Origin of the sequence: Streptomyces sp. NPDC002018 (assembly GCF_042890865.1) — a bacterium.
Lineage (GTDB): Bacteria > Actinomycetota > Actinomycetes > Streptomycetales > Streptomycetaceae > Streptomyces.
In genome coordinates, this window is record NZ_JBIASO010000002.1 from 465,387 (window position 1) to 486,544 (window position 21,158).

A 21,158-nucleotide genomic window follows, 5' to 3' on the forward strand; every position below is an offset into this window, starting at 1 on the left:
GTCAGCGGGTGGAGATCTGCTGGAGCGCCGCGCCCTGGTAGCGGGCACCGGCGTTCCAGAGGATGAAGGAGTTCATCTTGTTGGCCGCCGCGGCCTTGATCTGTTCGGCCACCTGGGTCGGCCCGTACTTGCTGCCCATCGAGAAGTCCTGGAGCCACGGGACGATCTCGGTCTGGGTGCCCTTCGCCTGGCGGGCGAAGTCGGCGAGCGAGCGCTGCACGATCGCGTACGGGGCGGTGTCGGGGTTGGCGACGCCGTACTCCCCCGGGCCCCAGTGGGACGGGTAGACCATCGGCGCGATGTAGTCGCTGACCTTGACCAGGGCCGCGATGTCCTGGGCGATCTCGGTGGGCCGGGTGGCGGCTATGCCGAAGACCGAGACGCCGAGGTACTTGGCGTGCGGGCGGATCGCGGTCCGGGTGTCGGCGACGAACGTGGTGATGGACTCCTCGGGCGTGCTGGACCCGATGCCCGGGAACCGCATCTTCGACAGCGGGCCGTCGGGGCGGCGCACGTAGTCGTAGAGGATGTCGTCGAAGCCGAGCTTGGCCGCCTCGACGGCGAGGTCCTGGTTGTACTTGCGGACCGTCGGGTCAGCGAAGTTGGTGAAGGACAGCGCTCCGTAGTGGCCGCCCGCGCCGTAGGGCTGTCCTTCGGGGGTCAGGACGACCTGGTTGCGCTTGCCCGCCTTCCAGGCCGCGTTGGCGAGCTTGTGATCACGGAAGGCGACGATGCGGCCGATGACCTGGGCCCCGGCGGCGTGGATCTCGGCCACCGCCTTGCGGGCGTCGTAGTAGCCCTTGGCGGCGCCGATCTGACGGGCCAGCGGCACCTGGGAGGCGTATCCGACCTCGCCGTCCTCGTCCTTGACGTCCAGTTGTATGGCGTTGAGCTTGCCGCTGCGGACCAGGGCGAGGATGTTGCCGCGCAGGGTGTCGTCGGCCCAGCCGATGGCGGTGATGTGCGCGGCGCGGATCATGGGACGGCGGCCCCGGGCGGAGACGGCCTTGGTGGTGGTGTTACCCGCGCGGTCGACGGCGGTGAACGTCACGAGGGGTGTGCCCTTGGGCACCGTGATCTTGAAGGACCCGCCCTTGTCGAGGTGGAGCTCCTTGCCGTCGACGGTCACCTTGGCGTCGGTGGCGGCCTGACCGCTGATGGTCACGGGGCCCTCGGTGTCCTTGATCTTGGGGTCGGCCACCTTCAGCTCGGGAGCGGTGGCGTCCACGGTGAAGTCCACGACTTCGCGGTACGCGAGGAAGGGAAGACTGCTGTCCCCCTCCACCACCAGGCTGTGCCGGCCCTCGGCCAGACGCGGGAGAGCGAGCTTCAGACGGGCGCCTTCAGCGGCGACGGGGACCACCGCGCCGTCGAGGGTGACGCGCACCTTGTCCTTGCCTCCGGCGGCCTCGGCGTCGAGGTAGGCGCTGATCCGCGAGGCCTTGGGCCCGTCGAGGACGGCGCCGTCGGCGAGGCCGTGCACGCCCGGTCCTGACGCGAGGAACGTCCAGCCCGCTCCGGCCAGTGCGAGCGCCCCGGCCGTCGATATCAGGGCCCGCCGGCGGAGCGGACGCCGGGGACGGTAGGCGGAGGCGGACGTTGAGTACGATATGTGCTTTGTGGCCATCATGACGCCCTTCGTGCTGTGGCCGGGTGGTCCTCCATTGATTGCCGTACGGAGTGCCGATCCTCCGGTTTTCACCGGATTTCATGCGAATGGCCGTGTTCGGCCCCGGCGTGGTGACTGCGCCATCCAGGGGACAGTGCGGTACGGGGGCCTCCGCCGCCGGTAGGGATGGCGCGACACATTCGTCTTGGAGGTCCCTCATGCGCCACCCGCTCGTCACGCTCTGCGCCCTGGCGGGCGCCACCCTGCTCGCCTCGGGCTGTTCCTCGGGGTCGTCCCCGTCCGCCGGCCAGGCCGCCTCGGCGGCGGCCAGTCCCGTCGCCGCGAAAGACCCGGCGGAGGTCGGCGCCGACGAGCTCGGCCAGGTGCCGGTGCTGATGTACCACCAGCTCACCGCGAAGCCGGCCAGCGTCTACGACCGCACCCCGGCCGACTTCCGGGCCGAGCTGGAGCGCCTCGCCCGGGAGAAGTACGTGCCCGTGACCGCGCGGGACTTCCAGACGGGCAATATCGACATCCCGGCCGGGACGCACCCGGTGGTCCTCACCTTCGACGACTCGACCAACAGCCAGGTGAGCCTCGACCAGAACGGCGCCCCGGCGAAGGACACGGCCATCGCGATCCTGGCCGAGACCGCGAAGAAGTACCCCGCGTTCAAGCCGGTGGCGACCTTCTTCGTCAACGCGGACGCCTTCTCGGCGACCGGTTCCGCCAGGGCGCTGACCTGGCTGAAGGAGCACGGGCACGAGGTCGGCAACCACACCGACCGCCACCAGAACCTGCGCTCCCTGGACCAGGCGGGGGCCACGAAGGCCATCGCCGGCGGACAGCAGGCGATCGTGAAGGCCGCGCCCGGGACCCGGGTCACGTCCCTCGCCCTGCCCTTCGGTGCCATGCCCCAGTCGGCCGGGGTCGCCGCGCGGGGAACGGGCTACCGCTACGACGGGGTGTATCTCGTGGGGGCCAACCCCTCGGCCTCGCCGTTCGACAAGGCCTTCACCCCCGCCGCGATCCCGCGGATCCGCTCGGCGGGGCCCAAGGACGCGGACGCCGAGTTCGGTTCGTCGCGGTGGCTGGACAAGCTCGCCGCGGGGAAGAACTGGTACGTCTCGGACGGGAACCCGAAGACGGTCGCCTTCCCGACCGGCTCGCAGGACAGGGTGGCACCGGCCTTCGCCAAGCGGGCCCTGCCGTACTAGGCCCTCTCGTCCGGGCCGCACGAAGGCCTCTCGTCGGATCGGGCCGGGCCGGGGAGCGGGGTCCGGTGCCGGTGCCGCGCGCCGGGCGGCCTCGGGGATACGACCCGTCAGAGCTTTGTACGAAAAATCCCCGCGGGCCGTTCGCGGCGGAAGCCCAGTGACTCGTTCACGGCCAGCATCGACACGTTGTCGTCGGCGACGGTGGTGCTGATCTCCCGTACGGCGGGGTGCAGTTCGCACAGTCTTCCCAGCAGATGGCGCTTGACCGCGCGGCCCAGCCCACGGCCCCGGTGGGCCGGGACGACGACGGTGTCGTACTGGACCGCGCGGGTGTCGGCGGGGTCGCACAGCACCACCTCGGTGTACGCGACGACGGCGTCACCGTCCGTCGTGTCCAGCACGGCGGCGGTGAGGACGACCCCGCCGCGCCGCTCCACGACGCGGGCGGCGGCCCGTATCCGTGCCACGTCGGCGCCGGGTCTCCGCTCGTCCAGCTGCCCGCCGGGCCCGGTCGTCGGCGCGTCCCGTACGGTCCCGTGGGCGCGCGCGAACGACTCGGCGGGCCCGTCGGGGACCACGCCCGACCAGTCGGTGAAGCGGAGTCCCTCGGGCAGCGCGGGCGGCGGGATCTCGGCCACCGCCTGCTGGACCCGCAGGACGTACCAGCCGAGCGGCAGCACATTCGTGAAGCCGAGGCTGTCCACGAACGCCTCGCCCGCGCCGCCCAGTTCGAGCACGGTCGAGACCGTGGTGCGCCCGTGCGCGAGGAGTTCGGCGCGTACGGCGGCCCAGAGCGCGGCGCCCACCCCGCCGCGCCGGGCGTCGGGCCGTACCACCAGCGCGTCCAGGAAGGCCGTGTGGCGGTTGTCCGGGTCGGTGAAGAGCAGCAGCGAGGCGACGCCCTCGTACGAGCCGTCCGCCGCCGTCGTCGCGAGATGAACGTTTCGCCCGTGCGGCGGTGGCACCCGCAGCCTGCCCGCGGTCTCCGCCCTGCTGGGCTCCGGCACCGAGGCCGGCAGATCGAGGACATGCGCGGCGCTGATCACCGCGTGCCAGGCATCTGTCTCGGCGTCCGACGGGGGGTTTCCCAGAGTGATCAGCATGGACCGAACCTACGCGTACGAGGGGGGCGACGCCCCCGAGTTGACGGGACGTCCGGGCGGGACGGGGTGCTCGCGCCCCCACAGCGCGAGCACCCCCGCCCGGCACAGGCGCCCCTCGACCGCCGGCATCGCGTCGTCCGGGCCTACGGCTCAGGCGGCCGCGTTCTCGGTGACCGTGACCCGGCCCTTGCGGATGGTGGCGAGCCGTGGGGCCCGACGGGCGATCGAGCTGTCGTGAGTGACCATGATGAAGGTCAGGCCGTGCTCTTTCCAGAGGCCCTCCAGCAGTTCCATGATCTCGTCACGCATCGACTCGTCGAGATTTCCCGTGGGCTCATCGGCGAGCAGCACCTTCGGCCTCTTGACGAGCGCGCGGGCGATCGCGACCCGCTGCTGCTGGCCGCCGGAGAGCTCGCCGGGCACATGGCCGAGCCGCTCGCCGAGGCCGACGGAGTCCAGGGCCTGCGCCGCCCGTTCCCGCCGGGCGGCACCCTTGATGCCGAGGGGCACCAGCGCGGTCTCGACATTCTCCTGGGCGGTCAGGGTGGGGATGAGGTTGAAGCTCTGGAAGACGAAGCCGATGTTCTCGGCGCGCACCTTCGTCAGCCGGGCCTCGGACAGGGCCGCCAGGTCCACCCCGTCGAACTCGACCGTCCCCCTGGTCGGCCGGTCGAGCCCGCCGAGCATCTGGAGGAGGGTGGACTTGCCCCCGCCGGTGGGGCCCTGGATGACGAGCCGGCCGCCGTCCTCGATGGTCAGATCGACGCCCGCGAGCGCGTCGACGGTCTTCTTGCCGCGCTGATAGCGCTTGGTGACACCGCTGAGCTGGTACACGGTTCAACTCCTGCTGTACGGACTGCTGTAGGGAACCCGGGCACGGGGCGCGGGAGGCGGTTCTCGCCGAACGGGGCACGGGCCGGGGTCATTCGAGGCGGCGCAGCGCGTCCGCGGGGCGCAGCCGGGACGCGCGCCAGCCGCCGAAGCCGCCGGCGATCAGACCGCCCGCCACGGCCAGACCGACGGCGATACCGAGGGTGGCGAGCGAGACGGGTGCGGTGAGGGCGATGTCGAGCGCCTTGGTCGTGGCCTGCCGCGCGGGTCCGCCGCCCGCCATGCCCCCGCCGAAGCCACCGCCGCCGCCACCGCCGCCGCCCGTGGCACCGAGCTGGGCCGTCAGGGTCGGGCTGACGGCCGTGACGAGATAGGCGCCGCCGAGCCCCAGCGCGATTCCGAGCGCGCCGCCGAGCAGCCCGTTGACCAGCGCCTCGCCGACCACCTGGCGGGTCACCCGGCCGCTCTTCCAGCCGAGCGCCTTCAGCGTGCCGAACTCCCGTACCCGGCGGCTGACGGCCGAGGAGGTGAGCAGACCGGCCACCAGGAAGGCGGCGATCAGTACGGCGACGGAGAGCCAGGTGCCGACGGTCGTGGCGAGATCCGAGGCGGTGGACAGGGAGCCGGAGACGGTGTCCGCAAGATCGGCCGAGGTGGTGACGGTCGTGTCCGGGACGTTGCGCTGGATGGCGGACTTGACGCCGTCGATCCGCTGGGAGTCGGTCGCCTTCACATAGACGGTGGTGACCTTGTCCGGGGAGTCGGCCAGGGTCTGGGCCTTCTTCAGCGGGATGTAGAGATCGGCGGCGGCGTCACCGCTGTCGGCGGTGGCCACCCCGACGACGGTGAACTTCGTGCCGGAGATGGTCACGGTCTTGTCGACCGCGAGGCTCTTCTCCTTGGCGTACGCGCTGTCGACGACCGCGACGGCCGCGTCGGTCTCGCCGCTCGTGAACGTACGGCCCGAGGTGATCCTGGAGGAGGTGAGCGGGCCGAGTGCGGGCGCGGAGACATCGGTGCCGTAGACCGAGTAGCTGTCGACGTCGAACGCGGCGCCGCCGCCCCGGACCTCGCCGCCCCCGCCACCGCCGGGACCGCCCTGGCCGCCGCCCTGCGGCGGGGTGAACTCGCCGGGCTTGAACTCGCCGTCGACCTTCAGCACGGTCAGGCTCAGCCCGCCGACGGCGTCGGCGACCCCGTCCTGGCCGCCGACGTCGGTGACGGTCGAGGCGGCCAGGGTCTGGAAGCCCTGGACCACCACCCGGTCACTGCTCTGTTCGGCGTCGTCGCCGTCGGCGTCGAACTCGAACCGGGGCCGGGCGGCGCCGCCCTCGCCGGGCGGCGCGGCGGCCTTGGTGACGGTCATGTCGGTGCCCAGGCCGTACAGCGACTGGAGGACCTTGTCCTGTGCCCGGCTCATACCGGAGGAGATCGAGCTGACGATGATCACCAGGGCGATGCCCAGGGCGAGCCCCGAGGCGACGACGAGCGCCGCCTTCCTGCGACGGCGCAGCTCGCGCCTGAGATACGTGAAGAACATGGACGTGAAGCTAGGCAGTGCGCGTGATGAAGTGTTGAGGCCCGGGTGAGAGCCGGATGAGAACGCGCACGGCGGCGGCACCGGGAGGGTGCCGCCGCCGTGGGGCGTACGAGGAGGGACCGGGCCCGGCCGGCCGGGGGCCGGCCGGGACGGAGCGGATCAGACCGCCGAACCGGCCTGCCATTCGGACCAGTTGAGGTTCCAGCCGTTGAGGCCGTTGTCGGGCTTGATGGTCTTGTCCGGGGAGTTCTTCACGATGACCACATCGCCGATGAGCGAGTTGTTGTAGAACCACGCCGCCGGCTGGTTGGGGTCGCCCGCGCCCTTCACGTCCGCCAGACCGACACAGCCGTGGCTGGTGTTGGCGGTGCCGAAGATGGACTTCGCGCCCCAGTAGTTGCCGTGGATGAAGGTGCCGGACGTGGACAGCCGCATGGCGTGCGGGACGTCCTTGATGTCGTACTCGCCCTTGCCGTCGTCGTCCGTGAAGCCGACCGTCGCGCCGTTCATCCGGGTCTCCTTGAACTTCTCGGAGATCACCATCTGGCCGTTGTACGTCGGGTTCTCCGGGGAGCCGGAGGAGATCGGGATCGTCTTGACCGTCCGGCCGTCCCGCGTGACCGTCATCGTCTTCTTCTCGGCGTCGACGGTGCTGACCTGGTTGCGGCCGATCGTGAACGTGACCGTCTTCTGCTGGACGCCGAAGACGCCGGTGGCGCCCTCGACACCGTCCAGGTCCAGCTTGAGGGTGACGGTCGAGTTGCCCTGCCAGTACTCCTCGGGGCGGAAGTCGAGGCGCTGGGAGCTGAACCAGTGCCCGACGACCTCCTGGCCGCTGCTGGAGGTGACCGTGATGCCTTCCTGCACGGCCTGCTGGTTGGTGATCGCCTTGTCGAAGTTGATCGAGACGGGCATGCCGACGCCGACCGTGGAGCCGTCCTCGGGGGTGAAGTTCCCGATGAAGCTGTTGGCGGGCGAGAGCGTCGTGAAGGAGGAGTTCTCGTGGGCCGCGCGGCCCTTGCTGTCCTTCGCCGACGCGGCGATCTTGTACGTGGTCGAACGTTCGAGCTGGCCGTCGGGCCGCCAGCTCGTGGAGTCGGCCGAGAGCGAGCCCGGTACATCGGTGCCGTCCGCCGTGGTCATCGTGACCTCGGTGAGGGTGCCCTTGGCGACCGTGACCTTGGCGTCGTTGTTGATGCCGACGTTCGTGGCGCCGTTCTTGGGTGAGATGGCTATCTGGGCCTCGGAGGTGTCCTTGGCCGCCGCCTCGTCCACCTGAGCCTGTGACGAGGGAGACTTCGTGCCGCCGGCCGACGCGTCGTCCGCGCCTCCACTACAGGCCGCGAGCACCAGTACACCGCCGAGCACCGCGGACGCGGCCATGAGGCCCTTGCGCCGCTTGCTGTCCGTCAACACACGCTTCTCCATCATCGCCGCTTACCCTGCCGGTAACCCTTAAGAACTGCTGTACCGGTTCGCCCGGTTCCACTTCAACCGAGATGTGGTGAACGCCACTCGCCGTCCGGCATGGGCGAGCCCCGGCCCGTCGGCTGACGCGGACCGGGGCTTACCAGAGTGACACGCTCGTGCGTCAGGCCCGACCAGCCCGGACGCCCCGCCGGGTCTCGGCCTCCTCCTCGGGCTCGTCCCGGTCCTCGTCGTCGAGGTCCCACTCCGCGGAGTCGGGGTCGTAGTCGATCTGCTCGCTGGTCCAGGAGGCCTGGGTGAGCTGGACCCCGGGGACCGCTCTGACCAGGTCGAACGGTTCCACGAGATACGCGATGGCCTCGGCCTCGTCCTCCCCCACCGCCGTCTGGGCGTGGGCACGCTCGTCGTCCGGCATGAACTCGTCGGCGCCGATACGGGCGAGGGCGGTGGCGCTCAGCTTCTCGGGGTCGTCGACCTCCAGCACCAATTCCACCCGAAGCCGTACATACCGTGATGTTTCTGTAGTGGTCATATGTCGGAGCGTAGGGCTCGGACCCCCCGCGACTTTCCCGCGACCCGCTGCTTTCACTAGCATCGGCGCACCCAGCCAATTCGGCGTTGCCACAAGGGGGATCGATTCAGTGTCCGTCGTACGCCGACCACTGCTGACAGCCACCGCCGCCGGGACCCTGCTCTGTGCCCTGTGGTTCGTTCCGTCCGCGAACGCCACGGATGAGCGGGGCGAACCGGCCCAGGTGTCAGCGGCGACCGCCCAGCGTCTGTCCGCCGGGGACTCCGACGCCTCGGACCGTCCACGGCATCTCGCCCTCGCCGACACGGGGACCGGTGTGGACACCACGCCGTATCTGTTCGGCGGGACCGCTTTTCTGATGATCGGTGCGGGATTCGTCGCGTACTCGGTACGGAGAGACGCCCGCGCGTTCTGATCCCGGACAGGATCGGGGACAGGATCGGAGGGGGCCGTCCGGACACCGGGCGGCCCCCTCCGCCGTACGGCTCAGGCCAGCGGCCCGGTCACCGGCTCCACGGCCGCGACCAGCCCGCCCTCGCGGACGAAGGCGTCGGCCGCCGCGAGATCGGGGGCGAGGAAACGGTCGGGTCCCGCGCCCTGGACCCCGGCGGCGCGCAGGGCGTCGATGGCGGCCCGGGACGCGGGGGCGGGCGTCAGACCGTCCCTCAGTTCGATCGCGCGGGTGGCGGCGTACATCTCGATGGCGATGATCCGGGTGAGATGGTCCACGGCGGTACGGAGCTTGCGCGCGGCCGACCAGCCCATCGAGACATGGTCCTCCTGCATCGCGGAGGACGGGATCGAGTCGACCGAGGCCGGGACCGCCAGCCGCTTCATCTCGCTGACCAGGGCCGCCTGGGTGTACTGGGCGATCATCAGGCCCGAGTCGACCCCGGGGTCGTCGGCGAGGAAGGCGGGCAGCCCGTGCGAACGGTTCTTGTCGAGCAGCCGGTCCGTGCGGCGTTCGGCGATGGAGCCGAGGTCGGCGGCGGCGATCGCCAGGAAGTCCAGCACATACGCGACGGGCGCGCCGTGGAAGTTGCCGTTGGACTCCACCCGGCCGTCGGGCAGCACCACGGGATTGTCGACGGCGGCGGCCAGCTCTCGGCCGGCGACGACGCCCGCGTACTCCAGCGTGTCCCGCCCGGCGCCGGCGACCTGGGGGGCGCAGCGCACGGAGTAGGCGTCCTGGACGCGGGGGGCCGCGTCCTCCTGGAAGTGCCCGGTGAGTCCGGATCCGGCGAGCACCCGCAGCATATTGGCGGCGCTGACCCCCTGGCCGGGGTGCGGACGGATGGCGTGCAGTTCGGGGGCGAGGACCTTCGCGGTGCCGAGCAGGGCCTCCAGGCTCAGGGCCGCGGTGATGTCGGCGGAGCGGTAGAGCCGCTTCAGATCGGCGATCGCCATCACCAGCATGCCGAGCATGCCGTCCGTGCCGTTGAGCAGGGCGAGGCCCTCCTTCTCGCGCAGCTCGACCGGCGCGATGCCGTGCGCGGCGAGCAGTTCGCCGGCCGGGCGCACCACCCCGTCGGCGCCCTCGGCGTCCCCCTCGCCCATGAGGGTGAGCGCACAGTGGGAGAGCGGCGCGAGATCGCCCGAGCAGCCGAGCGAGCCGAACTCATGTACGACGGGGGTGATCCCGGCGTTCAGCACCTCGGCCATGGTCCGCGCGACCTCCGGCCGCACGCCGGTACGGCCCGACGCCACGGTCTTGAGCCGCAGGAACATCAGCGCCCGTACGACCTCCCGCTCGACGGCGGGTCCCATCCCTGCGGCGTGCGACCGCACGATGTTGCGCTGGAGCCGGGTGCGCAGATCGGGGCCGATGTGCCGGGTGGCGAGGGCGCCGAACCCGGTGGACACGCCGTACACGGGCTCGGGCTTGGCGGCCAGCGCGTCCACCACCTCCCGGGCGGCGGCCAGAGCGCCGAGGGCCTCCTCGGACAGCTCGACCCGGGCCGACCCGCGGGCCACGGCGATCACGTCCTCGGCGGTCGTCCCGGACGTCCCCACCACCACAGTGTGCATATCCATATTCAGGAGCCTACGGATTGAATCCCAGCGTGTCACGTCCCGGTGGGGGAACGCGGGCGGGCCCGGACAGAGTCTGTCCGGGCCCGCCCGCGTGTGCGTTGTTCGTGTGCGCTGTTCGGGCTACCAGCGATACCACCGGCCGCGCTTCCCGCCACTGGCGGCGGGACGGATGATGAAGCCGAGCAGCCACAGCACCAGTACGACGATGGCGATCCACCACAGGATCTTCAGCGCGAAACCGGCGCCGAAGAGGATCAGAGCGAGCAGAAGAACGAGTAGCAGGGGAACCATAGTTATCAACCTCCGGGCCACCGTGTGCCCGGCGGTGCCGGGTCCACACCCTGCGGGCTTACGTCATATTCACACGCGCCCGGCGGGACGGCGATTCGGAGCGGACCGGTTTACGCCGCCGGATCCGGGCCAGGCGAGTGAATGACACTGATCTCTAGTACGGCAGGGTGTGAATCGCTGTGGCCGCTGATGAGAAGACCCAGGCGAAGATCGAGCAGGCCAAGGGCAAGGTCAAGAAGACGACCGGCCGCACGGTGGGCAACGAGAGCATGACCGCCGAGGGCCGGACGGACGAGAGCAAGGGCGACCTGCGCCAGGCGAAGGAAAAGATCAAGGACGCCTTCAAGCAGTAACACCCCCGTCCCCACGACCGGGCCCCGCGGATCCTTCCGCGGGGCCCGGTCATGTCTGCCCGGGGCCCGCCGGCTGTCCTCCGCCGCGCGCACGGACGACCGCGCTGCACACAGCGGCACACAGCGGCACACAGCGGGACGGGACCCGGCACGCACCGGGCTCGGCGCGGGAATGCCGGCGCGCACGATGCCGGCGCGTGGAGGCCTTCGCGCAGAGGCCTTCGCGCAGAGCCCTTCGCGCGGAAACCGGCACGGCACGGCAGCACGCGCGGACCGCGCGCCGGACGGCGGCGCGCGCCGCTCAGCCCGCCCCGGGCGCCTTCGACGCGCCAGGCGACCCCGGCGCTCCCGGGGACCCCGGCGCTCCCGGCGGGCGGGCGTCGCGGAAGCGGCGCCTGTCACTAGCTCTCGGCGGCGCGTCCGCCAGCGCCACCACCGTCCCGTCCCGTCCCGCCACCACCGGCCGCCGCGACCGCGCGCCCTTCGCCCGGTACTGCGCCGCGTCCGCCAGCCGGAACAGCCGTCGCGCCGAGCGCACCTCCCCGATCGGGTCGCCCGTCGAGGCGATCCCGCACGCCACGCCCTCCCCCAGATGCAGTTCGCCCGCCCGCAGGCACACGTCGTCCGCCACCGCGATCACCTCGTCCGGCGTGGGGCCGACCGCCAGCAGACAGAACTCGTCGCCGCCCAGCCGCGCCACCAGCGCCCCGGGAAGTCGCGCGCCGCAGACGGACAGCACCGTGCCGAAGCGTTCCAGCAGGCGGTCACCCACCTCGTGCCCAAGGGTGTCGTTGACCCGTTTCAATCCGTTGAGGTCACAGACCACCAGGCTGACGACGGCCCCGTCCGCCCGGTGTCTGTCGAGCGCCTCGTCCAGCCGTACGTCGACCGCCCGCCGGTTCGCGAGCCCGGTCAGCGGATCCGTGAAGGCGAGCCGGCGGACCTCTTCGAGCCGCTCCGTCTGGGCGATCCCCGCCGCCACCACCGAGGCGACGACGGTCGCGAAGTCCGCGTCGTCCGCGCCGAACACGGGCGCTCCCGGCGGCCGGGCCACATACAGCTCGCCCCAGGCCCGCCCGTGCAGCACGACCGGCGCGACGACACAGCAGCCGCGGCCGCGTCTGCGCAGCGCCGCGGCCCGCTCGAAGCCGTAACCCGGCTCCCCGGCGGCCCGCACGGGCGGCACGGCCCCGGCGCCCGAGCCGGACGCACCGCCCCCGCGCGAACCGGATCCCGCACCCGTGTCCGCACCCGCGCCGGACCCCGTCGCCGTCTCGACCCAGGCCTTCGGCCCGCCCCCCACCGCCCACCGCTCGTGCAGGAATTCGCTGATCTCGGGAAAACGGTGCACCGGATAGGTCTCGTCCTCGGGGAACTCGTCCTCCCCCTCGGCCCGCTCCCCCGCGTTCACGAGCACCTTGAGCCGTCCGAGGTCCCGCTCCCACACCGAGAGCGCCGCGAAACTCCCCCCGAGCGCCTCCCGCGCGCCTTCCGCAGCGGCCCGCCAGGACGCGGCGGCCGTAGGGGCCGCCGCCATCGCCTGAGACAGTTCCACTATGGCGCGCAGTCGCCCGTCCACTCCCATCTCCCCAGCTTAGGACCGTACGGAGGCGATCGATCATCCGGAGTGAGGAGGCGGTCACCGGGCGGTCACCCGCGGGGCCCGTTCCCCCTCCCGCGCACCGCGATCCCGCTCCCGTACGTGCTCCCGTACGTGCCGTGATCCCGCTCCCGTACGTGCTCCCGTACCTGCCTCGGTCTCACTCCCCCGGCCAGCTCGGCGTGCGCTTCTCGTTGAAGGCGGCGACCCCCTCCGCGCGGTCGCCGGAGAAGGCCACCGAGCGCCACGCGGCGTCCTCGACCTCCAGGCCGGCCCGCAGATCGAGCCCCTGGCCGAGCCGGAGCGCGCGCTTCGCGGCCCGCAGGCCGACCGGCGAGTTCGCGGCGATCCGCTCCGCGAGCGCGAGGGCCTCGTCCCGGTCGGACCCCTGGTCCACCAGGACGTCCACCAGCCCCAGCCGCTCCGCCTCCACGGCTTCCACGCGCCGCGCGGTGAAGACCAGTTCGGCGGCGCGGGCGGCCCCGACCCGGCGCGGCAGCAGTTGCGTACCGCCGCCGCCGGGGATGACCCCGACCGACACCTCGGGCAGCGCGACGACCGCCGTGCGGTCGGCCACGATCAGATCGCACGCGAGTGCCAGCTCGAACCCGCCGCCGAGCGCGAACCCGTGCACCGCCGCGACGACCGGCATCGGCAGCTCCAGCACCCCGGTGTAGGCGGCGCGCGCGACCGGCCGCTGGCGCACCAGCTCGGCGTCGCTGAGGGAGTTGCGCTCCTTGAGGTCCGCGCCGACACAGAAGGCCCGGTCATGGGTGGAGGTCAGTACGGTCACCCGTACGCTCCCGTCGGCGCCGAGCGCCCCGCACGCGGCGGCGATGGACCGCGCCATCTCCGTGGACACGGCGTTCATCGCCTTGGGCCGGTCGAGGACCAGCTCCGCGACATGCCCGCCGCCGTGCCGCCGTACGGCGACGAACTCCCCGAACCGCCGCCCGTCCGCCACGACGCCTTCCGCGGTCTCTTCCGTTCCGGCCATGACCCGCACCCCTCCCGGTTAACGATGGTTCACCGGAGGACGATCCTAGGCCCTGGCCAGGCCCTGTCCAGGTGGCTGTTCCGACCGGAGGGTGCGGAACGAGAGGCCCTAGGGCCGGTCCCCGGTGTTGCGCCGTCCCAGCAGCCAGGGCTCCACCACGCCGAGCCCGCGCACCGGGCGCTGCCACATGGGCTGGAGGCCGAAGTGGTACGAGGGCGGCGCCTGGCCCTCCTTCTCCGCCTGTACCGCCGTCTCGGCCGCCTCCGTCTCGGAGGCCGGGGCCTCGCCCGTACGGATCAGCTCCACCGCGAACGCGCCGTCCACCAGGACCGTGTCCTTGGGCGCGATGGAGGTCAGCCTGCTGGCCAGGTTCACGGTCGTGCCGAAAACATCGCCCATCCGCGTGGTGACCGTGCCGAACGCGATCCCCACCCGCAGCGCCGGCATCGAGTCGTCGTGGGCCATGGTCTCTATGAGCCGCAGCGCGATCTCGGCGGCCGTTCCGGCGTCGTCCGCCGCGAACAGCACCTCGTCACCCAGGGTCTTGATCAGCCGGCCGCCGTGTGCGGCGACGAGGTCGGCGCAGGTCGTCTCGAAGGCCTCGACCAGCTCGCCCAGCTCCTCCTCCTCCAGCCTGCGGGTCAGCCGGGTGAACCCGACGAGATCGGCGAAGCCCACGGCGAGGCGCCGGTCCACCATCTCCTCGTCGTCGGCGGCCTGGACGACACGTCCGGTCGCGGCGGCGAGCTGGCGCCGCCAGACATAGACGATGAACTCCTCCAGCTCGGGCAGGAGCAGCTCCACCAGCGGATAGGTGACTTCCGTACGGGTCATGCCCGGCTCGGGCGGCTCGGTCAGCCCCTCCAGGAACGAGTCGATCTGCCACTCCGCCAGCCGGGCGGTGGTCTGCCCGGTCGACCGGGCGACCTGGATCGCCATCGGCTCGCTGAGCAGCCCGGCCTCCACCAGGCCCGCGAGCCGCCGCAGCGCCAGCACGTCCGCCTCGGTGAGCGCCTTGGCCTGGCCGATGTCGGCGAACCCCATGGCCCGCCAGAAGCGGGAGGCCAGCTCCATCGAGACCCCGGCGGTACGGGCCGCCTGGAAGGGGGTGTAGCGGCGCTCGGCCCCGAGGATGAGCTGTTCGAGGCGGATGGCGAGAGGGTCGTCGGTCGGCTCGGCCGTATGGTCGACGACATGGTGCGGGGTAGGGAATCCGGACGGTTCCGACGGCCGCTGCGCGTCCTCGCCGGAACTCGAATCGTCGACGGTCACCAGCCGCCTCCTGCCCGTTCCCTGCGCACTGTCCTGCCGATCTGTCGTGGACGGCCTCAACGATACGGCAGATGTGCCCTGGCTCACGTCCCACCCACCAGCCTAGTTATACGTCCGCCGGGGCGTCGGCGGGAGCTGTTCCCGCAGGTCCTGACGGCTTGGATGCGCCCCGTCGCGCACGGTCCCCGGCCCGCTCCGCCGCGTACCGCTGCCCGGCCCGCCCGCCGCGCACGTCCCGGCTCACCCCGCCGCGTGCCGCTCCTGGCACATCCCGGCGCGCTCCCGGCTCATCCCGCCGTCCGCAGGTGCACGATGTCGCCCGCGCCCACCGCGTGCCGTTCGCCGTCCCCGGTCCGCACGACCAGCCGGCCGTCGCCGTCGACCGCCACCGCTTCCCCGGTCAGCTCCCGGTCCCCCGGCAGTTCCGCGCGGACCGGGCGCCCCAGGGTCGCGCACCCCGCCGCGTAGGCCTGCTGGATCCCGGAGAGTGCCGGATCGCCGTCCGCCGCCCGCCACTGTCCGTACCACCGCTCCAGTGACCGCAGCACTCCCCGCAGCAGGGTGTCCCGGTCCAGGGAGACGGCGTCGGCCAGGGCCAGCGAACCGGCCGTCGGCACGGGCAGCTCGGACTCCCGCAGTGAGACGTTCACCCCGATGCCCACCACGACCGCGCCGTCCCCCGCGCGCTCGGCGAGGATCCCGCCCGCCTTGCGTTCCTCCCCGGCCACGGTCACCAGGAGGTCGTTGGGCCATTTGAGGGCCGTGTCCACGCCCGCCGCCCGCGCCAGCCCGGTCGCGACGGCCACGCCGGTCAGCAGCGGGAGCCAGCCGTAGTGCCGGACGGGTACCCCGGGCCCCGGCCTGAGCAGTACGGAGAGGAAGAGCCCGGAGCGCGCCGGTGCCGTCCACCGGCGGTCCAGCCGCCCCCGTCCGGCCGTCTGCTCCTCGGCGACCAGCACCGCGCCCTCGGCCAGGCCCGAGGCGGCCCGTTCGGCCAGATCGGTGTTGGTGGACCCGGTCGCGGGGACCACGTCCAGCGCGGTCCACAGAGCGCCGGGCCGGATCAGCCCGCGGCGCAGCGCGCTCGCGTTCAGCGGGGGACGGTCGAGGTCGGACCAGCGGCTCGCGGGGGTGTCGGAGTCGTTCATGCGAGCCACCCTAGGTGTGGCCAACACCGCACTGCCGAACGGTATGCACGCCGATACCCTACGGATCAGTAGCACCTGATCAGTACCACCGGAACACCCGCATCCGTGACCCCGCAGGGAGCCGCATCCCGATGTCCGAGCCGGAAATCGCCCACGGACCCACCGCAGGAACCGCCGGAACGCCCGCGGACATGTCCGCGGGCACCACCGCCGCCCACACCACCGCGGGCAGAATCGCGGATCTCCGGCGCCGTATCGAGGAGGCCACCCACGCGGGCTCCGCGCGCGCCGTGGAGAAGCAGCACGCCAAGGGCAAGCTGACGGCGCGCGAGCGGATCGGCCTGCTGCTCGACGAGGGATCGTTCGTCGAGCTGGACGAGTTCGCCCGGCACCGCTCCACGGCCTTCGGCATCGAGAAGAACCGCCCCTACGGGGACGGTGTCGTCACCGGTTACGGCACGGTCGACGGCCGTCCGGTCTGTGTCTACTCGCAGGACTTCACGGTCTTCGGCGGCTCGCTCGGCGAGGTCTACGGCGAGAAGATCGTGAAGGCGATGGACTTCGCGCTCAAGACCGGCTGTCCGATCATCGGCATCAACGACGGCGGCGGTGCCCGTATCCAGGAGGGTGTGGCCGCGCTCGGGCTGTTCGCCGAGATCTTCCGGCGCAATGTGCACGCCTCGGGCGTGGTGCCGCAGATCAGCCTGATCGTCGGCCCGTGCGCGGGCGGCGCGGTCTACTCCCCCGCGATCACCGACTTCACGGTGATGGTCGACCACACCTCGCACATGTTCATCACGGGTCCCGATGTGATCAAGACGGTGACCGGGGAGGACGTGGGCTTCGAGGAGCTGGGCGGCGCCCGCACCCACAACACCGTCTCCGGGGTCGCCCACCACATGGCGGGGGACGAGAAGGACGCGATCGAGTACGTCAAGTCCCTCCTGTCGTATCTCCCGTCGAACAACCTCTCCGAGCCGCCGGCCTTCCCCGAGCAGGCCGGTCTGGAGACGACCGCCGACGACCGCGAGCTCGACACCCTGATCCCGGACTCCGCGAACCAGCCGTACGACATGCACACCGCCATCGAGCATGTGCTGGACGACGGCGAGTTCCTGGAGACCCAGGCGCTGTTCGCGCCGAACATCATCACCGGGTTCGGCCGGGTCGAGGGCTTCCCGGTCGGGGTCGTCGCCAACCAGCCGATGCAGTACGCGGGCTGTCTGGACATCAACGCCTCGGAGAAGGCGGCACGGTTCGTCCGCACGTGCGACGCCTTCAATGTGCCGGTGCTGACCTTCGTCGATGTCCCGGGTTTCCTGCCGGGCGTGGACCAGGAGTACGGCGGCATCATCCGGCGCGGCGCCAAGCTGATCTACGCGTACGCGGAGGCCACGGTCCCGCTGATCACGGTGATCACCCGCAAGGCCTTCGGCGGCGCGTACGACGTCATGGGCTCCAAGCATCTCGGCGCGGACCTCAATGTGGCCTGGCCGACCGCGCAGATCGCGGTGATGGGCGCCCAGGGCGCGGTGAACATCCTGCACCGCCGTACGATCGCCGCGGCCGGGGACGAGACGGCCCAGGAGGCGGCGCGCGCCCGGCTGATCCAGGAGTACGAGGACGCCCTGCTCAATCCGTACGCGGCGGCCGAGCGCGGCTATGTCGACGCCGTGATCATGCCCTCGGACACCCGGGCGCATATCGTGAAGGGGCTGCGTCAGCTCCGGACCAAGCGGGAAAGCCTGCCTCCGAAGAAGCACGGGAACATCCCCCTCTAGGGAGCCGCAATGATCAAGGTCGTACGGGGCAATCCGACCCGCGAGGAACTGGCCGCCGCGCTGGCGGTGGTCCAGGCCCGCGCCGCCGCGGCGGCGAACTCCCCGGAGCGGACGCCCGAGCCCCCTGCCGAGTGGTCGTCCCCCACCCGTATCGCCCGCCACCGCACCCCGAGCCCGGGACCGCGGGCCTGGGCCCGGACGTACTGGCCCGGATAGCGGCGAGTGGTGCCCCGGTCCCGGGCGCCTGAGTACGGGTACTCAGGCGCCCGGCGCCCGGCGGCCGGAGGATCGGCTGCATGCTGTGGTCCGATCCCGAGAACGAGCCGCCCCAGGAACTGCGCGACGCCCAGACCATGCTGCGCCGCGCGGGCGTGGTGCTCGCGCTGGCGGTGGTGCTGGCCATGATCGTGCTCGGCCTCCGGTGACCGGCGGCCGTCACCGTCTTCGGCCCCGGCCCCGGCACCGGTCCGCCGGACGGATCCCGCCCGGTTCCAGGGCGGGGGCACTCTCCGCCGGACAGCACCTAGCATGGCCCGCATGACTGATCAGCGCCGTCGGCTCGTACTCGCCTCCGCCTCCCCGGCCCGTCTCGGACTGCTCCGGCAGGCCGGGTTCGCGCCCGAGGTGATTGTCAGCGGGGTCGACGAGGACGCGCTCTCCGCGCCGAGCCCCGCCGAACTGGCGCTCGTGCTCGCCGAGGCCAAGGCCGTCGCCGTGGCCGCGCGCCCCGAGACGGCGGGCGCCCTGGTCATCGGCTGCGACTCCGTACTGGAACTCGACGGCGAGGCGCTCGGCAAGCCCGTGGACGCCGAGGAGGCCACCTTCCGCTGGAAGTCGATGCGCGGGCGCGCGGGGGTGCTCCGTACGGGCCACTGCCTGATCGACACCACGACCGGCCGCCGCGCCTCCCGGACCGCCTCGACCACCGTCCGTTTCGGCACCCCGAGCGACACGGAGATCGCCGCGTATGTCGCCTCCGGTGAACCCCTGCATGTGGCGGGCGCCTTCACCCTGGACGGCCGCTCCGCGCCCTTCGTGGACTCGATCGACGGCGACCACGGCACGGTCATCGGGCTGTCGCTGCCCCTGCTGCGTGAACTGCTAGCCGAGCACGGGGTGTCCGTCACCGACCTGTGGGCCTGAACCGCCCGCGCGGCCACGGCGGTCGGGCTCACGCCGCGGCGGGGTCCTCCGCCCGCGCGGGGTCCGTGCCCGTGTCCTTGTCCTCGTCGTCCTCGTCGTCCTCGTCGTCCTCGTCGCGGTCCCGGCTCCCGCGCTCCGGGTCCCGGCTCCCGCGCTCCGGCTCGTAGGCCAGCAGGATCAGGACGAGCATCCCCAGCACGACCATCAGGAACGCGAAGGCCGTCCACCCGACCAGCCCCACGGTGACCGCGCCCAGCACCGCGTGCACGACCGCGCAGGCGATCAGGGCGAACCGGCCGGGGCGGCCGGGGCCGCGGTCCCTGACGGCCGTACGCACCAGAACCGCCGCGCACAGGACGAGACCGAGCCCGAACACCCCGCCCATCACCCAGGTGCCGGTGGACATCGCGGCCGGGTCGACGCCGCCCAGGGACATGTGCTGGTTGTCCACCACCGTGGCGAGCACCCCGTTGACGAACACGATGCCGACCGCCTCGCACAGCAACACGATCGCAGCCACCCAGGCCACCGGTCTCCGCGCCACGACCCCCACCCACTCCCCGCTGTTACCGCTAGTACGAACGACATCGCGCACGCTACTAACGGGTAAACCCGCGGACAAGGGTCCGGGCGGAGGCAAAGATTCATTCGGCCATTCGTAGGGACTCCACAAAGAATCGTGATCCGCCGAGGGGTACTCGGACAGAGAGGTGGACCACATCAGGACGCTACTGTGCGAGTGGGGATCGCGGCGTACCGTGGTGTCACAAGGGATTTCGCGACGTGAGCGAGCCTCGGAACGCGCTCCGTGTGGGGAAGCTCACGAATGGGGACTGTTCGATGGGGCGTGTCGGCAGTCCCTAAACTCAGCTTGTTTCAAGGAGGGAGCCATCGTGCGCAAGGTGCTCATCGCCAACCGTGGCGAAATCGCTGTCCGCGTCGCCCGTGCCTGCCGGGACGCCGGAATCCAGAGCGTAGCCGTCTACGCGGATCCGGACCGGGACGCCCTGCACGTCCGCGCGGCCGACGAGGCATTCGCCCTGGGCGGTGACACCCCGGCAGCCAGCTACCTCGACATGGCCAAAGTCCTCCAGGCCGCCAAGGACTCCGGCGCCGACGCCGTCCACCCCGGATACGGCTTCCTCTCCGAGAACGCCGAATTCGCCCAGGCCGTCACCGACGCCGGCCTCACCTGGATCGGCCCACCCCCCCACGCCATCCGCGACCTCGGCGACAAAGTCGCCGCCCGCCACATCGCCCAACGCGCCGGCGCCCCCCTCGTCGCCGGCACCCCCGACCCCGTCACCGGCCCCGACGAAGTCATCACCTTCGCCCGCCAGCACGGCCTCCCCATCGCCATCAAAGCCGCCTTCGGCGGCGGCGGACGCGGCCTCAAAGTCGCCCGCACCCTCGAAGAAATCCCCGAACTCTACGACTCCGCCGTCCGCGAAGCCACCGCCGCCTTCGGCCGCGGCGAATGCTTCGTCGAGCGCTACCTCGACAAACCCCGCCACGTCGAAACCCAGTGCCTCGCCGACACCCACGGCCACGTCGTCGTCATCTCCACCCGCGACTGCTCCCTCCAGCGCCGCCACCAAAAACTCGTCGAGGAAGCCCCCGCCCCCTTCCTCACCGACACCCAGAACGCCGAGCTCTACGCCGCGTCCAAGGCCATCCTCAAGGAAGCCGGCTACGTCGGCGCCGGCACCGTCGAATTCCTCGTCGCCGCCGACGGCACCATCTCCTTCCTCGAAGTCAACACCCGCCTCCAGGTCGAACACCCCGTCACCGAAGAAGTCACCGGCATCGACCTCGTCCGCGAAATGTTCCGCATCGCCGACGGCGAACCCCTCGGCTACGACGACCCCCCCGTACGCGGCCACTCCTTCGAATTCCGCATCAACGGCGAAGACCCCGGCCGCGGCTTCCTCCCCGCCCCCGGCACCGTCACCCTCTTCACCCCGCCCACCGGACCCGGCGTCCGCCTCGACGCCGGCGTCGAAACCGGCAGCGTCATCGGCCCCGCCTGGGACTCCCTCCTCGCCAAACTCGTCATCACCGGCGCCACCCGCCAACAAGCCCTCCAACGAGCCGCCCGCGCCCTCGACGAATTCACCGTCGAAGGCATGGCCACCGCCCTCCCCTTCCACCGCAAAGTCGTCACCGACCCCGCCTTCACCGCCGACCCCTTCACCGTCCACACCCGGTGGATGGAGACCGAGTTCGTCAACGACATCCCCGCCTTCACCACCCCCGCCGACACCGACACCGACGACGAA

At 71.7% G+C, this 21,158-nt stretch carries 21 protein-coding genes; 8 read left to right on the forward strand and 13 right to left on the reverse strand.

The window, feature by feature from the left end; genetic code table 11:
• Position 1: 1 nt before the first annotated feature.
• Positions 2–1,630: a putative glycoside hydrolase gene (locus ACFYYH_RS05570; protein ID WP_388546258.1), complete on the reverse strand. Its 1,629-nt coding sequence runs from the start codon at positions 1,628–1,630 to the stop codon at positions 2–4.
• A 197-nt stretch (positions 1,631–1,827) separates the two neighbouring features.
• On the opposite strand from ACFYYH_RS05570, the gene ACFYYH_RS05575 reads away from it, so the two are divergent.
• Positions 1,828–2,826 (forward strand): polysaccharide deacetylase family protein, encoded by a 999-nt coding sequence (locus ACFYYH_RS05575; protein WP_388546261.1) that lies wholly within the window; start codon positions 1,828–1,830, stop codon positions 2,824–2,826.
• 107 nt (positions 2,827–2,933) lie between these two features.
• Here ACFYYH_RS05575 and ACFYYH_RS05580 read toward each other — a convergent pair whose 3' ends face one another.
• The 5 genes from ACFYYH_RS05580 to ACFYYH_RS05600 form a co-directional block, all read right to left on the reverse strand.
• Positions 2,934–3,929 carry a GNAT family N-acetyltransferase gene (locus tag ACFYYH_RS05580; protein ID WP_388546263.1) on the reverse strand — a complete coding sequence of 332 codons (996 nt, stop codon included), beginning with the start codon at positions 3,927–3,929 and terminating at the stop codon, positions 2,934–2,936.
• Positions 3,930–4,079: 150 nt separating this feature from the next.
• Complete coding sequence (locus ACFYYH_RS05585; protein ID WP_388546266.1) at positions 4,080–4,763, reverse strand: ABC transporter ATP-binding protein; 684 nt, start codon at positions 4,761–4,763, stop codon at positions 4,080–4,082.
• An 88-nt stretch (positions 4,764–4,851) separates the two neighbouring features.
• Entirely contained in the window at positions 4,852–6,300 is a 1,449-nt protein-coding gene (locus ACFYYH_RS05590; protein WP_388546268.1) for an ABC transporter permease, read from the reverse strand.
• A 159-nt stretch (positions 6,301–6,459) separates the two neighbouring features.
• Entirely contained in the window at positions 6,460–7,728 is a 1,269-nt protein-coding gene (locus ACFYYH_RS05595; RefSeq protein ID WP_388546364.1) for an Ig-like domain-containing protein, read from the reverse strand.
• A gap of 163 nt (positions 7,729–7,891) precedes the next feature.
• Positions 7,892–8,260, reverse strand: a complete 369-nt coding sequence (locus ACFYYH_RS05600; RefSeq protein WP_388546271.1) for a hypothetical protein — start codon at positions 8,258–8,260, stop codon at positions 7,892–7,894.
• Positions 8,261–8,369: 109 nt separating this feature from the next.
• Here ACFYYH_RS05600 and ACFYYH_RS05605 point away from each other — a divergent pair, with 109 nt between their 5' ends.
• Positions 8,370–8,675 carry a hypothetical protein gene (locus ACFYYH_RS05605; protein ID WP_388546273.1) on the forward strand — a complete coding sequence of 102 codons (306 nt, stop codon included), beginning with the start codon at positions 8,370–8,372 and terminating at the stop codon, positions 8,673–8,675.
• 71 nt (positions 8,676–8,746) lie between these two features.
• On the opposite strand, the gene hutH is transcribed toward ACFYYH_RS05605, so the two are convergent.
• Both hutH and ACFYYH_RS05615 read right to left on the reverse strand, forming a co-directional pair.
• A complete protein-coding gene (gene hutH / locus ACFYYH_RS05610; protein ID WP_388546366.1) occupies positions 8,747–10,288 on the reverse strand; it encodes a histidine ammonia-lyase in 1,542 nt (513 codons plus the stop codon).
• A 126-nt stretch (positions 10,289–10,414) separates the two neighbouring features.
• Entirely contained in the window at positions 10,415–10,585 is a 171-nt protein-coding gene (locus ACFYYH_RS05615; RefSeq protein WP_388546276.1) for a hydrophobic protein, read from the reverse strand.
• A 179-nt stretch (positions 10,586–10,764) separates the two neighbouring features.
• Between ACFYYH_RS05615 and ACFYYH_RS05620 the strand changes: the two genes are divergently transcribed.
• Complete coding sequence (locus tag ACFYYH_RS05620; protein WP_388546279.1) at positions 10,765–10,938, forward strand: CsbD family protein; 174 nt, start codon at positions 10,765–10,767, stop codon at positions 10,936–10,938.
• A gap of 301 nt (positions 10,939–11,239) precedes the next feature.
• On the opposite strand, the gene ACFYYH_RS05625 is transcribed toward ACFYYH_RS05620, so the two are convergent.
• From ACFYYH_RS05625 to ACFYYH_RS05640, 4 genes are all read right to left on the reverse strand, one after another.
• A complete protein-coding gene (locus ACFYYH_RS05625; RefSeq protein WP_388546281.1) occupies positions 11,240–12,523 on the reverse strand; it encodes a GGDEF domain-containing protein in 1,284 nt (427 codons plus the stop codon).
• Positions 12,524–12,698: 175 nt separating this feature from the next.
• Positions 12,699–13,535 carry an enoyl-CoA hydratase/isomerase family protein gene (locus tag ACFYYH_RS05630; protein WP_388546283.1) on the reverse strand — a complete coding sequence of 279 codons (837 nt, stop codon included), beginning with the start codon at positions 13,533–13,535 and terminating at the stop codon, positions 12,699–12,701.
• 108 nt (positions 13,536–13,643) lie between these two features.
• Positions 13,644–14,807, reverse strand: a complete 1,164-nt coding sequence (locus tag ACFYYH_RS05635) for an adenylate/guanylate cyclase domain-containing protein (protein WP_388546286.1) — start codon at positions 14,805–14,807, stop codon at positions 13,644–13,646.
• A gap of 287 nt (positions 14,808–15,094) precedes the next feature.
• Complete coding sequence (locus ACFYYH_RS05640; protein ID WP_388546288.1) at positions 15,095–15,955, reverse strand: biotin--[acetyl-CoA-carboxylase] ligase; 861 nt, start codon at positions 15,953–15,955, stop codon at positions 15,095–15,097.
• A gap of 191 nt (positions 15,956–16,146) precedes the next feature.
• Between ACFYYH_RS05640 and ACFYYH_RS05645 the strand changes: the two genes are divergently transcribed.
• The 4 genes from ACFYYH_RS05645 (at position 16,147) to ACFYYH_RS05660 (ending at position 18,879) form a co-directional block, all read left to right on the forward strand.
• The gene (locus ACFYYH_RS05645) at positions 16,147–17,736 is read left to right on the forward strand and encodes an acyl-CoA carboxylase subunit beta (protein ID WP_388546368.1); all 1,590 of its coding nucleotides are present in this window, start codon (positions 16,147–16,149) and stop codon (positions 17,734–17,736) included.
• A 9-nt stretch (positions 17,737–17,745) separates the two neighbouring features.
• Positions 17,746–17,952 carry an acyl-CoA carboxylase epsilon subunit gene (locus ACFYYH_RS05650; protein WP_388546291.1) on the forward strand — a complete coding sequence of 69 codons (207 nt, stop codon included), beginning with the start codon at positions 17,746–17,748 and terminating at the stop codon, positions 17,950–17,952.
• Between the two features lie 80 nt (positions 17,953–18,032).
• A complete protein-coding gene (gene mmpB / locus ACFYYH_RS05655) occupies positions 18,033–18,161 on the forward strand; it encodes a morphogenic membrane protein MmpB (protein ID WP_388546294.1) in 129 nt (42 codons plus the stop codon).
• Positions 18,162–18,264: 103 nt separating this feature from the next.
• Positions 18,265–18,879: a Maf family protein gene (locus ACFYYH_RS05660; RefSeq protein ID WP_388546297.1), complete on the forward strand. Its 615-nt coding sequence runs from the start codon at positions 18,265–18,267 to the stop codon at positions 18,877–18,879.
• A 28-nt stretch (positions 18,880–18,907) separates the two neighbouring features.
• On the opposite strand, the gene ACFYYH_RS05665 is transcribed toward ACFYYH_RS05660, so the two are convergent.
• Positions 18,908–19,432, reverse strand: coding sequence for a hypothetical protein (locus ACFYYH_RS05665; protein WP_388546300.1), 525 nt, complete (start codon positions 19,430–19,432; stop codon positions 18,908–18,910).
• Between the two features lie 340 nt (positions 19,433–19,772).
• Here ACFYYH_RS05665 and ACFYYH_RS05670 point away from each other — a divergent pair.
• On the forward strand, positions 19,773–21,158 hold a 1,386-nt coding region (locus tag ACFYYH_RS05670), incomplete at its 3' end, for an acetyl/propionyl/methylcrotonyl-CoA carboxylase subunit alpha (protein ID WP_388546302.1).